16 protein-coding genes and 1 pseudogene are annotated in these 12,694 nt (G+C 53.3%); 13 read left to right on the forward strand and 4 right to left on the reverse strand.

Annotated elements, in window-relative coordinates:
- Positions 1-229: 229 nt before the first annotated feature.
- The gene (locus tag MID00_RS19905; protein WP_268378299.1) at positions 230-439 is read right to left on the reverse strand and encodes a cold-shock protein; all 210 of its coding nucleotides are present in this window, start codon (positions 437-439) and stop codon (positions 230-232) included.
- Positions 440-761: 322 nt separating this feature from the next.
- Between MID00_RS19905 and MID00_RS19910 the strand changes: the two genes are divergently transcribed.
- The 5 genes and pseudogenes from MID00_RS19910 to MID00_RS19930 all read left to right on the forward strand — a co-directional run.
- A complete protein-coding gene (locus MID00_RS19910) occupies positions 762-1,121 on the forward strand; it encodes a hypothetical protein (protein ID WP_254499435.1) in 360 nt (119 codons plus the stop codon).
- Positions 1,122-1,411: 290 nt separating this feature from the next.
- Positions 1,412-1,903 carry a hypothetical protein gene (locus tag MID00_RS19915; protein WP_254499436.1) on the forward strand — a complete coding sequence of 164 codons (492 nt, stop codon included), beginning with the start codon at positions 1,412-1,414 and terminating at the stop codon, positions 1,901-1,903.
- Positions 1,881-2,618: a hypothetical protein gene (locus tag MID00_RS19920; protein WP_254499437.1), complete on the forward strand. Its 738-nt coding sequence runs from the start codon at positions 1,881-1,883 to the stop codon at positions 2,616-2,618. The genes MID00_RS19915 and MID00_RS19920 overlap by 23 nt, the downstream gene beginning before the upstream one ends.
- A 2-nt stretch (positions 2,619-2,620) precedes the next feature.
- On the forward strand, positions 2,621-3,157 hold the full coding sequence (gene ssb, locus MID00_RS19925; RefSeq protein WP_254499438.1) for a single-stranded DNA-binding protein: 537 nt from the start codon (positions 2,621-2,623) through the stop codon (positions 3,155-3,157).
- 20 nt (positions 3,158-3,177) lie between these two features.
- A pseudogene (locus MID00_RS19930) lies at positions 3,178-3,255 on the forward strand (single-stranded DNA-binding protein); the annotation flags it as partial.
- 61 nt (positions 3,256-3,316) lie between these two features.
- Here the strand turns inward: MID00_RS19930 and MID00_RS19935 are convergent.
- Entirely contained in the window at positions 3,317-3,991 is a 675-nt protein-coding gene (locus MID00_RS19935; protein ID WP_254499439.1) for a hypothetical protein, read from the reverse strand.
- A 66-nt stretch (positions 3,992-4,057) separates the two neighbouring features.
- On the opposite strand from MID00_RS19935, the gene MID00_RS19940 reads away from it, so the two are divergent.
- On the forward strand, positions 4,058-4,957 hold the full coding sequence (locus MID00_RS19940) for a recombination-associated protein RdgC (protein WP_254499440.1): 900 nt from the start codon (positions 4,058-4,060) through the stop codon (positions 4,955-4,957).
- A gap of 27 nt (positions 4,958-4,984) precedes the next feature.
- On the opposite strand, the gene MID00_RS19945 is transcribed toward MID00_RS19940, so the two are convergent.
- Complete coding sequence (locus tag MID00_RS19945) at positions 4,985-5,692, reverse strand: hypothetical protein (RefSeq protein ID WP_254499441.1); 708 nt, start codon at positions 5,690-5,692, stop codon at positions 4,985-4,987.
- 166 nt (positions 5,693-5,858) lie between these two features.
- Between MID00_RS19945 and MID00_RS19950 the strand changes: the two genes are divergently transcribed.
- From MID00_RS19950 to MID00_RS19980, 7 genes are all read left to right on the forward strand, one after another.
- Positions 5,859-6,797 (forward strand): phosphoadenosine phosphosulfate reductase family protein, encoded by a 939-nt coding sequence (locus MID00_RS19950; protein WP_254499442.1) that lies wholly within the window; start codon positions 5,859-5,861, stop codon positions 6,795-6,797.
- Positions 6,794-7,006 (forward strand): hypothetical protein, encoded by a 213-nt coding sequence (locus MID00_RS19955; protein WP_254499443.1) that lies wholly within the window; start codon positions 6,794-6,796, stop codon positions 7,004-7,006. Before MID00_RS19950 ends, MID00_RS19955 begins: the two co-directional genes overlap by 4 nt.
- Positions 7,003-7,227, forward strand: a complete 225-nt coding sequence (locus MID00_RS19960; RefSeq protein ID WP_254499444.1) for a phage N-6-adenine-methyltransferase — start codon at positions 7,003-7,005, stop codon at positions 7,225-7,227. Before MID00_RS19955 ends, MID00_RS19960 begins: the two co-directional genes overlap by 4 nt.
- Before the next feature lie 385 nt (positions 7,228-7,612).
- On the forward strand, positions 7,613-8,149 hold the full coding sequence (locus tag MID00_RS19965; protein ID WP_254499445.1) for a hypothetical protein: 537 nt from the start codon (positions 7,613-7,615) through the stop codon (positions 8,147-8,149).
- 93 nt (positions 8,150-8,242) lie between these two features.
- Entirely contained in the window at positions 8,243-9,112 is an 870-nt protein-coding gene (locus MID00_RS19970; RefSeq protein WP_254499446.1) for a hypothetical protein, read from the forward strand.
- Positions 9,109-9,339: a hypothetical protein gene (locus MID00_RS19975; protein WP_203145707.1), complete on the forward strand. Its 231-nt coding sequence runs from the start codon at positions 9,109-9,111 to the stop codon at positions 9,337-9,339. Before MID00_RS19970 ends, MID00_RS19975 begins: the two co-directional genes overlap by 4 nt.
- Before the next feature lie 89 nt (positions 9,340-9,428).
- Complete coding sequence (locus tag MID00_RS19980) at positions 9,429-9,662, forward strand: helix-turn-helix domain-containing protein (protein WP_252606312.1); 234 nt, start codon at positions 9,429-9,431, stop codon at positions 9,660-9,662.
- Between the two features lie 1,547 nt (positions 9,663-11,209).
- Here MID00_RS19980 and MID00_RS19985 read toward each other — a convergent pair.
- The gene (locus MID00_RS19985; protein ID WP_254499447.1) at positions 11,210-12,643 is read right to left on the reverse strand and encodes an MFS transporter; all 1,434 of its coding nucleotides are present in this window, start codon (positions 12,641-12,643) and stop codon (positions 11,210-11,212) included.
- Positions 12,644-12,694 lie beyond the last annotated feature (51 nt).

Below are 12,694 nucleotides of genomic sequence, written 5' to 3' on the forward strand. Positions count from 1 at the left end.
AACGGATGCTTTGCCGGACTTGCACTCGCTCACCATCACCCCGTGCGACGGGATGCCGCATGAATATTCGCGTTATCCAATAGTCAGCAACGCCAGCCTGTAGGCGCACAGGTCCATGGCCCGCATGGTGAGAGCGGGCACCTACATACGAAAAGGCCGAACCCAATGTTTCAAAGGGTCCGGCCTTAACCGATCAACTCAACACTTGCCTAGGAAGGCAAGCAGGGGATCAAACGATTTGGATCTGGGTAGCGCAAGGGCCTTTTTGGCCAGCGCCTGCAACGAAAGAAACTCGTTGGTTCTCGTCAAGAGACTTAAACCCAGAACCCTGAATTTCACTGTGGTGTGCGAAGAGGTCTTTACCGCCACTCTCCGGCATGATGAAGCCGAAGCCTTTTTCGTTATTGAACCACTTCACGATACCAATTTCTGTTTTCAATGTATGTCCTAATTATTCTAGGGAAAAATGTCCCTGAACACACTATGAGGGCTGTTCACAGATATAGATAGCGTTGTTACAAAGTAAGCCACTAAGCCACACCCAATCTCAGGCTCTCCAGCCGCAGCATTCCCACTCCCTCAACCATTTCAATATCAAAACCGCCCACGCCATGGGCGGCGGGAGTGCTGCGACTAGAGGGCATAGAACCCCGAAACCCGCCAACACCTGCATTTGCGCAGATGCAGTGACGGCGGCAGACGCAGGCTAACCCTCTTCCCTTTCAATGGCGCCGGACGCGGCGCAATCCCCGGAGCTAAACATGAACGCTATCGCAGAACGCGAGGTATGCGCGTACGAGCTGGCGGAGCGCCGCCGCGCCTATATCTCGGAGCAGATCCGCAACTGCCTGTACGGCAAAACACTGTACGTAAACATCGCCTGGACCCTGCAATCGATTCCTCAAAAAGTAAGCCGCATAGGGCTGATCGAGGAAATGGAGAATGCGCTTCTGGTGTCCAGCTCGGCAGGTTTTGATTATTCCGCCAAGCTGCTTGCTGCGCTTGATGATGAAAGCCTACGCCCTGCCCTGCGCACCGAACGCGAACGAATCATCGGCGACTGGGCAGACACCACGCATAACTGCATGACCCAGCAAGAACTGGAGGAGCTGCCGTGCTGATCGAGTTTTTCATCTTCGCGACGCTCTTTTGCTGCGCCGCTTTCTTTATTGCGCTCGGGATTGAGGGCGTTCTTAGCATCTGGAGGCAGCCATGACAGACCAAAACCCCGGCTTCCCCCGCACTCGCCGCCGTAACCCTTTCGATGGCCAGGGATGCTACGCACCAAATAGCAGCACGCCTCCGTGGGGATGGTTTCCTACCTTCGCAATCGCAATACCTGCAGTTATCACGGTAGGCGGGCTTATCGCATTCGGCCCTTCCCTGGTGACTTATCTAGTTGGAGCATGACATGAGCAAAACCCACTGGAAGCAACTGGTGAACCCAGACTATCTCGGGGCCTACTCAATCCCCGAAGGTCAGGACCTGACGGTCGTTATTGATTCGGTGGCGTCTGAAGAAGTTGCCGGCACGAACGGCAAGAAAGAAATCTGTAGCGTGGCCCGTCTCAAGGGCAACAAGCCCTGGATTCTGAACATGACCAACCAGAAAGCCATCGCCCGTCTATATGGTCCCTATATTGAGGACTGGCAAGGCAAGGCCGTAACCCTGTACGCCAGCACTACCAAACTGGCTGGCGAAGCGGTCGAATGCATTCGAGTCCGGCCCCAGGTCGCCACTCGCAAGAAGCCGACTATCTCCGATGACCGCTTAGGCAATGCCATTGCCTCAATCAAATCAGGTGATTTCACGGTCGAGAAGCTGCGGGCCAACTTCACCCTGAATGCTGGGCAGGAAAAGAAACTGATGGAGGCGCTCAATGCTGAACCTGCCACCGTTTAAGATTCGGGCTTCGTCTATCGGCCACATCATGTCAGACGCGAAGAGCATCGATCCAGACCTTCATAACGAGGAAACTGAGGCGATCGCTCGAAAGAAAAAGCGTACGGATGAAGAAACAGCGATCCTTGATGCCTTGAAACTCCAATCCCTTTCCGCCGGTGCCAAAACCTACTGTGAGCAGGTAGCTGGCGAGTTTGTGTACAGCTACGAAAAGCTGGTGACCAGCAAGTACATGGAAAAAGGCTCGATGGTTGAGCAGCAATCCATCGATCTCTACAACTCAGTGTTTTTCACAGACCACCAGAAAAACACTGAACGCCGCGAAACAGACTGGATGACAGGCGAGTGCGACATAGTGACCGCCCGGCGAATCATCGACATCAAATCAGCCTGGAGCCTGGATACGTTCCCCAAAACAGCAGATCAGGCCCACGACACTATTTATGAGTGGCAGGGCCGGGCATACATGCGTTTGTGGGATCGGCCAGAGTTTGAACTGGCATGGTGCCTGGTGGACACCCCCGACGAGCTGGTCGGCTATGAGGACGAGCAATTGCACTTCTTCGAGCATCGCCTAGACCCGCACATGCGCATCACCACCAAGCTGTACCAGCGTGATCTGGATCTGGAGGCCCGCATGGAGGTCAAAGCCAAGGCAGCCAACCGCTACATCACCCAGGTCATCCAGACCATCATCAACGAGCACAAGGGATAGGCATGGCCTCAGTCAACAAAGTCATTCTTGTGGGCAATCTTGGCCGCGACCCAGAAGTACGCTACAGCGCAGAAGGCTCGGCCATCTGCAATATTTCCATTGCCACGACTTCGCAGTGGAAAGACCGTACCTCCGGCGAGCGCCGCGAGGAAACCGAATGGCACCGTGTGGTGTTCTACAACCGCCTGGCTGAAATCGCGAGTGAATACTTGCGTAAAGGCCGCCCCGTCTACGTAGAAGGTCGTCTGCGCACCCGTAAATGGACAGGCCAGGACGGTCAGGAGCGTTTCACCACGGAGATCATTGTCGAGCAGATGCAGATGCTGGGCGGCCGTGACGGCGGTGGAGAGGGCTACGGTAATACACCCCAGCCAGAGCAGCGGCAACCGCAGGGCCAGCAGCGTAACAACTACGCCGACGCTACTGGGCGCGGCCAGCAACAGAGACAAGCGCCGCCGCCCTCGTCCGGCAACCTAGCGGATATGGACGATGACATTCCATTCGCTCCCCTGCTCTCACGCCATGCTTACTGCATCTGATCCCAGCCCTGATCTGTCTACGCAAGTGGACCGGCCAGGACAACCAGGAACGCTACACAACGGAAATCATCGCTGAGGAAATGCAAATGCTGGGTGGTGTGATGGCGGGGATCTAGGGAGCGGGTATAACTCCTAAAAATGGTCACTCCCTGGCATTGACTATAGGCTTTGCACTAGATCGTTATAGTGCCTTTTTATGTGCTTTATCCTGTCATGAACATGGAACCGCAATGTTTCTTGCAAGATCTCCTTATGGGAAATGTACTCTGAAGAGCCTGGCAAATACTGTTTAAGGCTTTCTGAAAACACCTCAATTTTTTCAGGCCCTCTATTAAAATTGGTGATGGCCTGATCGAGAAACCCAAACTGCAATTGCAGCCCCTGCAAAGCAGCGATAGCTTTTGCGGAGCCAACCTCGGCAAAAGGGATACTTTCTATCGCACCAATAACTCCATCTGACATAGATTTGTGATACTGGCTCAGCAAGCGCACTCTGGCTAAGACCATATCGTGATCAGACAGCCTATCTTCATTCAGAGAAAGTAGAGCAGCAATCAAGTTAGCCCTCTCAAGCGCAAGATCCCCAATACCTAAAATCGCCTTTTTTGTTCGTTCTATTCTTAGATTCTCGGCAAATCGAGCCTGCTGCTTACCAATCCAGTAGGCGCCGCCTATTGCAGCGATCGATCCGAATGCCTGCACCCAGGCAGCCCATTCCTTTGACTGGAATACCGGGCGCGCGACAGTAAGCGTCGCTATCCCAATAACCACTCCAAATCCAATCCCCACGACCAGCGCGATCAATGTACGCGCTTCGCAGTCTTCTTTTTTCATTTCCCTATCCACTCCACGCGATGATTTATCCGCGTGAGCATAGCCCATCCTGAAAGGAATACACCCATGTGGTTTAAAAACTTGCGTATCTATCGATTGGATACGGCATTTGCCTTGTCCGCTCAACAACTGGCCGACCTGCTGGCTAAGCATCAGTTCGCACCATGCGGCAGCCAAGAACCTCTCAGCTTGGGCTGGGTGCCGCCGCGTGAAGGTGGTGAGCTGGTGCATGAAGTGAACGGGCAATATCTGATCTGCCTACGCGCTGAAAAGAAACTGCTGCCGAGTGCTGTGGTCAACCAGGCGGCACGCGAGAAGGCCCGCGAAATCGAAGAGCAGCAAGGCTATAAGCCAGGCCGCAAGCAGATGAAGGAAATCAAAGAGCAGATCATCATTGATTTGATACCCCGCTCTCACGCTGTGCAGCGCGACACTCTAGTGTGGATCGACACACGAAACCATTGGTTTGTCATTGATGCCGCTGCCGTAGCCAAGAGTGATGAGGTGCTAGGTCTGTTCGCCAAGAGCGTGGAGCCCTTCCCTGTGCAGGCTCTGTACACCGAGCAATCTCCCGGTGCCGCCATGACCTCCTGGTTGGTGGACGAAGAGCAACTGGCCAACTTCACCGTGGACCAGGATACGGAACTGCGCTCCACCGGCGATAGCGGTGCCGCAGTGCGCTACGTGAAGCAAAGCGCCGACATCGACGAAGTGCGCAAGCACGTTGAAGCCGGCAAGCAATGCACCCGTCTGGCAATGACCTGGGCTGATCGCATCAGCTTTGTGCTGACCGACGCGCTGGACATCAAACGCGTGGCCCCGCTGGACATCCTGACTGAAAAACAAGATGTGACGGCCGTCAACGATGACGAAATCTTTGACGCTGACATGACCTTGATGACCGCCGAGCTGGCCAAGATGATCAGTGATCTGGTCCAGGTGCTGGGCGGAGAAAATAAAGATTAAAAATTCTCAACCGCTTATAGGCCAGGATTAACGCAAGTCCTGACGCAAAACTTTCACGTTAGATTTGATAGCGTTGGCATGCAATAAAACTTGGTCCTTCAGTTGCCTGAATGACGTGGACTCTAAATTCTCTAAGCGTTTCTCAGCATTAAGCGTCCTGAAATCTTGGCCACCTAGAAGACGTAGACAAAGGTTAAATTTATCCCTAGCGTCTACTAACTGAGAATAATTCTGGTTTTTAGGTGACCAGGGGCCGGCAACCAAGGCGTCCGCCGCAGAGACAAAAAGCTTTGATTCTATTTGCAAACCCAGCATTGACGACATAGCAGCAGGAGTGGGCAGTTCAAGCACAGGAACTATGTCTAAATTACGCAGAAAGCCATTGAAAGATGCTGATGAATAACTCGCATAGAAATCAGGGTTTACATGTTGATGAGGTACAGATATCAGTCCTGATATATTTTTCACCGCAACAAAGAAAGAATCAATTATGGCCAGCACCCCACGCCTATGTCTTTCCTCTTTTAAACGTGCACTAGTCTTTGCGCTCTCTCGAGCTGCGTAAATTGCTCCCAAGATTGCTGCAATTGATCCAACCGCCTGGACCCAAGCCGCTGCATGGCCTGCTTCTTTAATTGGGTAAAGAAACAGCGATGCTATCGCGCCGGATGCAAACGAGGAAAGGACAAATACCTTGAACGCCAAACTCGTTAATAAACTCTTGCACCACGCCATATGTGCCTCCAAAACGGTTCTTATCGTCTATATCCGCAAGGATCATAGCCGAACCTCTGTGGCTCAGACATAGGATGCCTCCCCTATGAAGCATCACGACTACAGCAACACCCCATAACCCCGCTTGATTTACTCAACCGGGGTTTTTCTTTTTTAGGATCAACCCATGACCCACAACGTCGTCTCAGTCTCGGGCGGGAAGGACAGCACCGCCCTACTGCTGCTGGCCATCGTTCAGGAGGTACCGAACCTACAGGCCGTCTTTGCGGACACTGGGCATGAGCATCAGCAGACCTATGACTATGTGCACTACCTAGCCCAGGCCGCTGGTGTGCCGATCCGCTGGGTGAAGGCGGACTTCTCTGAGCAGATCGCCAGAAAGCGTCTTTATGTGGATACGAAGTGGCGTGAGCAGGGAGTGCCGGACTCGATTGTTGAGCAGGCCCTGGCAGTGCTGCATCCCACGGGCATCCCATTTCTGGATCTCTGTCTATGGAAGGGCCGCTTTCCCAGCTCCAAGACTCGGTTTTGCACAACGGAGCTAAAAGTAAGCCCGTTAATTGAGCAGGTGATGTTGCCACTGATGGATGAAGGTGGACTGGTCTTGTCGTGGCAAGGGGTGCGCGCCGAGGAAAGCTTGGCACGTCGGTGCTTGCCGGAGTGTGATGAGGTAGGCGGCGGGCTGTTTAATTACAGGCCAATCCTGCGCTGGAGCGTGGCCGACATATTCGATGCGCATCACCTGATGGGTATCAAGCCCAACCCGCTCTACCTGCAGGGCGCCGGACGCGTGGGCTGCATGCCCTGCATCAACTGCAATAAAGATGAGCTGCGCCAGATTGCCCAGCGCTGGCCAGAAGAGGTGGATCGAGTGCGTGAGTGGGAGCGCCTGGTAAGTCTTGCCAGTAAGCGCGGTTGCAGCACTTTCTTCAGCGCCGTAAACGATCCGACCTACAAAGAAGGCGACATCATCACTCACGAAGACTACGGTATCGACAGAATGGTGGAATGGTCCATGACAAGCCGTGGAGGCCGCCAGTTCGACCTCATGCGAGTCTTCGCAGACGCCTCCAGCTGCTCGTCTATCTATGGATTATGCGAATGAACCAACAGCATTCCAACAAACCCCTGCCCCGCCTTCGACACATCGAACCGGGGCAATTTTTTACCCTTCGCCATGACCCGGAAGTGCGTGTGCTCCTGCACAAGACAAGCACTCACGGTCATTTCAATAACGGATATGCATCCCTGTGCCATGAGCTGGAACGCTCTTGTGTGGTCTGGGGTGAGAACGGATGGGAGGCTACCCAATGAGTTTGAGCAAAGCTCTTTTTTCATCCAAAACAGACGACTGGAGCACACCTCAAGATTTCTTTGAGCAGCTCAATGCACATTTCAACTTCGAACTTGATGTCTGTGCAACGCCTGAAAACGCAAAGTGCGCCCGCTACTTCACCGAACAAGAAAATGGACTAGAACAGGAATGGACGGGAACTGTCTGGATGAATCCACCCTACGGAAGGAGCATTGGGTAGTGGGTAGAGAAAGCCAGGAGAGCAGCAGAGACAAACGGGGCGACAGTTGTATGCCTTCTTCCTGCCAGAACTGACACCCGCTGGTGGCAGAAGAACTGTGTTGATGCAGAGGTCTATTTTGTTCCGGGGCGTCTCAAGTTCGGGAATGCCACTTCTAACGCGCCGTTTCCATGCGCCGTAGTGACATTTCGGCCATCAGCAAAATCAGCCTTGCAATCTAAAGGACAGTCATGAACACCCACCCACACAACCAGGCGCGGTCTACCCCGCAAGAAGCGTTCAACCTCGACCGAGCAGCACAGGTATACGGCACACGCGCATTCATCCCTGTTACGTCCAAAGCCGCCCCCAATCCTAATTACCGGGAACTCATGGAGAAGAAGCGATGAGCACAGATTTGATCGGCTATTTTTCTTGTGACCCAGAAACCGGAGCGCCAGTATGGGACGAGGGCTGCGTATGTGGTGACAACATTTTCAGCGTGGAAGGCACTGGAACTATCGGACGCCCCATCAAGTTTGCTGACACCCCTGTGAGCGCAGAGCCGACCGACGACGAAATTATCGGTATTGCAGTTGAGCCGCTGGGCATCGATTGCGACCGCATGCCCTACGGCGTTGTCGTTTTCGCCCGTGCGCTGCTGTCTCGCTATAGTTCCGCCCCCGTTGCCACCCAGCCTGACGTCACACAGCAAACGCTCGATGATGTGATGGCAGGTATCCCAGCAAGGGATGCAGAGATTGAAGCGCTGCGTAAGGAAATAGAAGCCCTTCAGAGCCAGCATGCCGCCACCTTGGCCAGCATCGAGGCCTTTGTCGCCTGCGATGCGTCCGCTATCTCGTATCTGAGCCTGGGTGAGTACCGGAAAGCTCTGCTCAAGATGCTGCGCCAGGCGCCAGTTGGAAAGGATGCTAGGGCATGAGCATTGCCCCCGAGGCCGCAGAGGCCGGACGCAAAACACTCTGGGAGCTGTTCCTCAAGTGGGTCGATAGCCTGCCCATGTAACGGAGAAAACATGTCTACTTTTAAGCGCATGATCGGCGATAAAACGATCAAGCGGGCGGATGCAATGAAAATCCGCCTGGAAGATATTCACGAAGAGCCAGGCTTCAATCTGCGGGACGAAACAGCAGTCGATGCTGATGGAATCTCGTTTGAGGAAAGCATTCAGGCCTTGGCCGAATATATCGAAGCTGGCGGTACTTATCCGGCACTGGAAGTGCGCCCACGTGAAGAAGGTGGGGTGTGGGTGGTAGACGGGAACCGGCGTAGACGCGCCCTGCTATTACTCGATGCCGCAGGCAAGCTGCCGAGAACTCCGGCCCGTGATGGTGGGCAGCCAGAGGCATGGATCAGTATCGTGCCGTTCGAGGGAAGCGATGCTGAGCGCACCCTCCGTATCCTGACCAGCGTGGAAAACCGGCGACTGGGAGCCTTGGAGGTAGCACGCGGCTATCGACGGTTGGCAAATTTTGGCTGGACCACCACCCAGATTGCTCAAGGTGTGCACAAATCTCGCACCCACGTTGAGCAAATGCTGATGCTTGCAAACTCCAATTCGGACGTACAGCGGGCAATTAACTCGGGCCAATTGTCAGCGTCAGCAGCGGTCGGCCTGGTGCGCCAGCACGGCGAGCAAGCAGGCCAGGTCATCGAACAGGCGGCTGAGCGGGCGCAGGATGAAGGCAAGACGAAGGTCACACCCCGCATGTTGTCCGACCGCCCACGCTTAACCGTGAAGGCTATCGCGCCCCCACTGCAGAAGTTTCTGCGATCTGCCGTCGAATACGAACGGACTGAACAGGGCGGCACAGATTACGTGCTGGTGCCGGCCCAGGCCTTGCTCGACCTGCAGGCCATTATGAATACGGAGAAAGAAGAGTGAAAGCTACTTGCGAAAAACACAGTGAAGCCCAGGTACACCGCAGTCGCACTGGGTGCGTAGCCTGCGAAATCGATGAGCTGCAGCGCCAGATCACCGGTGCTCAAATGCTCAGCACGCGCATGTGGAACTGGATGAACAACCCCGAAAACACCAAGATGCGCACCACGGACCTGGACACTGAGCAGTTCCGCCAGCGGTTCCTGCAGGAGTTTCGACAGGCCCGCTAATGCAAGATCGAATTTTGGAAGTCCTGGCCAGAACGGCCAAAGATTGGAATCTACCCGCCCCCGTGGCGGGTTTTTAATGGAGTACGGATATGATTGCCATTCATCCTGACCAACTGGAGGCTATGCTGGCCCGCGCCGCCCAGCTTGGCGCAAAACAGGCGATTGAGGATATGGTTTGCTACCACTATAAAGACGCCTGCAAGCGCCTTGGCATCAGCTACAACACGCTGCAAAAACGCATCTTGGAAGGCAAAATTAAGCCCGTGGACGGCCGAATTACAGGTGCGGAGCTGCTTCGTTACCTGGGCCAAAAAACAACATGATCCGCTTGGGGCTTCGGCCCCATGAATGCCCCACACTGTCCATAAGCGCTTGATTTTTCGGAAAGCTCGTTTCTCTCCGTTCGCACCAGAGCATGAAAACCGTTGATTCAGAAAAATCAATTTTAAGCAAAATCAACGGCTTAACTTTCATACCCTAACAGCTTTTAATAGCCTGTTTTCAAGCATTCAACATCGTAGGCTTCATAAAAGCCCCACGAATTCCTCAAAAAACAAAAAATAGCCGGCATTGCCTAGGTATTGAATCCAGTTCAATACTGTTAGCGATCCACATGACCGCAAGTACGTCTATTGATTTGGTTCCCTTGTAATTGTTTGGCCGTTAATAATTACCACTCAATCAACTCGCTGCACGTCTTGTATTGTTATGTACGGAAGCTAGCCCACTCTCACAATCATTAGTTAAAGCTTGTCCGCGCTAACAAAGTTATTTTCAGATAAGAGCCCACCAAAGCTGCGCTATATCGATCTGATAAATCCAACGGTATTTACTGAAATCGACCTCGAGACTGCTGAGAAAAAGCACGTGCCGGGGGGCAGAATCGCAAGAACCCCGCTGGGCACTGTGCTTTTCTCCTGAACACCACTACTTAAACATCAGTTGTAGCGATCGTGCTTTCCAGGAAAGTCACTGGGCCAGCGCATGGGTTGCGGCTCAGGCTTGGGAGCCGGATCAGGACTTGGGCTGGGAGCCGGATTTGGGCTTGGCTTTGGATTGCGATTCATCCCATCTTTCCTTTATAAAAAATCAATAATGACAATCATTCGCAAGTAATTATATTACCTAGTCACATTTGACAATAAATAACATTTATTCCTGTTTTTTACTCGATAACTACATTTTTCATGTATAAAGAGGTCATAAATTTGACTGAAAGACCAATAAACCGAAGAATATTTGTTACTTTATACTACATTGATGAGCTGAAACGGATTATGGACATCGTTCTATAGACGTAGGTCAAAGCTGGTTTGAAACCGGCCCAAGAGGAAGAGATTTTTGTTGTCAGGAAGTCTCAGGGGAGGACTTCAACACGGCCAGCCAGACAAGACAACAACCATGCCCTGCATAAAGAGAAAGTCGGCACAGAGATGGCTGAGCCACAACAAACAGCTTAATGAAGCAGCAAGAGCAACGGGCACGTCACCTGATATCCCTACTATCAAGCCCGAAAGATCCCCCCCTCATTTCCGAGCCCCACAAAAGAAAGCCTTGAAGCGCAGACACAAAAAAGCCGCCCTTGAAGGCGGCTTCCCGATTAAATTCGGAGCTTATTCCTGCCGATCGTGTTTACCCGGAAAATCGCTAGGCCAACGCATGGGCTTCGGCTGCGGATCGGGTTTCGGTACCTGATTAGTAAAGGGGGCACTATTCACAAGGCAACCTCCTTCATGAAAATTAAAAATATAGAGCCAAGCCTCAATTGCACCAAATCTTATATCAATAAGTGCTAATCAATGGACGCTCTAGTATTAACCCTAGCGGAATACTGAACAAATTAGCTGGCTCATAATTAATCAGACAGCATTCACGCCCGACAGTTCCTTGCCACGCCTATCCCTAACAGCGGTGCCACAGCAAAAATTCCAAATAAATAATATGCCGCTTGACGCGTTCCCTCCACGCCACCGGGATCAATAAGTCCACCCGCATTGGCAATCATTCCAGCCAAGGCTGCTCCGCTTGCCGTTGCAAAAAGTTGAATGGTTGTAATCGATGCCCCCGCCAGTTCCTGCTCTTGAGCTGGCACTGCCTTGAAAACCCGCACCAGCAAATGGGGCCAAGCTACCCCTACTCCCACGCCTATCAAGGCCAAAGCCAGACAAATCGGTGCCAGAGCCAGGACGGAACCCGTACTGGTATCTGGCAGTAAAACAACAAGCCCCACCATACCCAGCAGTCCCAGGATAGGCCCAGCCATGATCGCCCACGCAATGGCTTTTTCCCCCAGGCCCGAGCTGATAATTGCCCCTACCGTCCAGCCCGCCCCCATCAGCGCCGTCAAGTACCCCGCTACTAACGGGGACTGTTGATGCAAGACTTGCAGAAAAAGCGGTGCAAAAACTTCACCACTGGTCACCGTCAGCACTAACAAGGACATCAAGGCATAGAGTTTGGCAATAGCAGATCTGAACTGAAACGCCCCCGATGGCAGCAACTTGGTAGACGAACGTTTTTCCACTACCAGCAAAGCGACGGCCAACACCCCCGCCAAGCCCAGGCCAAGCGCATTTTGCAGTACATCTGCCGAGGTACTACCGGCAGAGATCGCCAACACCACCAGCGTCAACAACAGCAGTTGAATCACAGGAATAGCCACCTTGCTCACCGCCGCGGCATGTTGCTCACGTTTGGGGAGGACTACTAATGCCAAAGCGGCAAAAAGCACGGTAATCAAGGCGACCGATCCAAAAGCCGCACGCCACATTCCCCACTGCGCAAACACGCCACCGACTGCCGGCCCGGCCAACGTTGCCACGCCCCACATGGCTGATACCAACGCCATGGCTCGAGGCCACAAGGGCTCTGCAAAAACCAGACGAATCATGGCGTACGCCAGAGCAAAGAGAAAACCACCGCCAATCCCCTGGACGAAGCGCCCGAACAGCAAAAGGGACATATTCGGCGCCAGCGCGCAAACAAGCGCCCCCACAGCAAAGATCAAGGCCGCGACGGCATAGCTACCTTTAGGGCCCGTCAAGGCCAGCAACTTGGGTGACAGAGCCGAACCCAGAATAGACGCCACGACAAACAGGGTCGTATTCCAGGCATATAAGTCCAGCCCACCAATATCCTGCACAACCGTGGGCAAAATGGTGGTCACAATGTAGACATTGACGGCATGCAATACCACCCCACCGGCCAGGACGATGGCACGCATAGCATTGGCCCCCGACAACAAAGCGCCCCACCCGGTCTGTACCCCATGCCCACTACGCGCGCAAGCGTGCTGATTCTTCATAAGATCTCGACTCATTCTTTTAAAAGTAGCCCTGCCGCTTGAAAAGCTTGC

The sequence above is a fragment of the Alcaligenes sp. NLF5-7 genome (assembly GCF_024266725.1).
Classification (GTDB): Bacteria; Pseudomonadota; Gammaproteobacteria; order Burkholderiales; family Burkholderiaceae_B; genus Alcaligenes; species Alcaligenes phenolicus.

What these genes read in the sequence shown, in the direction of transcription:
- MID00_RS19910 (WP_254499435.1), top strand. Translation starts at nt 762, where the DNA reads ATGAACGCTATCGCAGAACGCGAGGTATGCGCGTACGAGCTGGCGGAG.
- MID00_RS19955 (WP_254499443.1), top strand. Translation starts at nt 6,794, where the DNA reads ATGAACCAACAGCATTCCAACAAACCCCTGCCCCGCCTTCGACACATC.
- MID00_RS19970 (WP_254499446.1), top strand. Translation starts at nt 8,243, where the DNA reads ATGTCTACTTTTAAGCGCATGATCGGCGATAAAACGATCAAGCGGGCG.
- MID00_RS19920 (WP_254499437.1), top strand. Translation starts at nt 1,881, where the DNA reads ATGCTGAACCTGCCACCGTTTAAGATTCGGGCTTCGTCTATCGGCCAC.
- ssb (WP_254499438.1), top strand. Translation starts at nt 2,621, where the DNA reads ATGGCCTCAGTCAACAAAGTCATTCTTGTGGGCAATCTTGGCCGCGAC.
- MID00_RS19940 (WP_254499440.1), top strand. Translation starts at nt 4,058, where the DNA reads ATGTGGTTTAAAAACTTGCGTATCTATCGATTGGATACGGCATTTGCC.
- MID00_RS19915 (WP_254499436.1), top strand. Translation starts at nt 1,412, where the DNA reads ATGAGCAAAACCCACTGGAAGCAACTGGTGAACCCAGACTATCTCGGG.
- MID00_RS19935 (WP_254499439.1), bottom strand. Translation starts at nt 3,991, where the DNA reads ATGAAAAAAGAAGACTGCGAAGCGCGTACATTGATCGCGCTGGTCGTG.
- MID00_RS19985 (WP_254499447.1), bottom strand. Translation starts at nt 12,643, where the DNA reads ATGAAGAATCAGCACGCTTGCGCGCGTAGTGGGCATGGGGTACAGACC.
- MID00_RS19960 (WP_254499444.1), top strand. Translation starts at nt 7,003, where the DNA reads ATGAGTTTGAGCAAAGCTCTTTTTTCATCCAAAACAGACGACTGGAGC.
- MID00_RS19965 (WP_254499445.1), top strand. Translation starts at nt 7,613, where the DNA reads ATGAGCACAGATTTGATCGGCTATTTTTCTTGTGACCCAGAAACCGGA.
- MID00_RS19980 (WP_252606312.1), top strand. Translation starts at nt 9,429, where the DNA reads ATGATTGCCATTCATCCTGACCAACTGGAGGCTATGCTGGCCCGCGCC.
- MID00_RS19950 (WP_254499442.1), top strand. Translation starts at nt 5,859, where the DNA reads ATGACCCACAACGTCGTCTCAGTCTCGGGCGGGAAGGACAGCACCGCC.
- MID00_RS19945 (WP_254499441.1), bottom strand. Translation starts at nt 5,692, where the DNA reads ATGGCGTGGTGCAAGAGTTTATTAACGAGTTTGGCGTTCAAGGTATTT.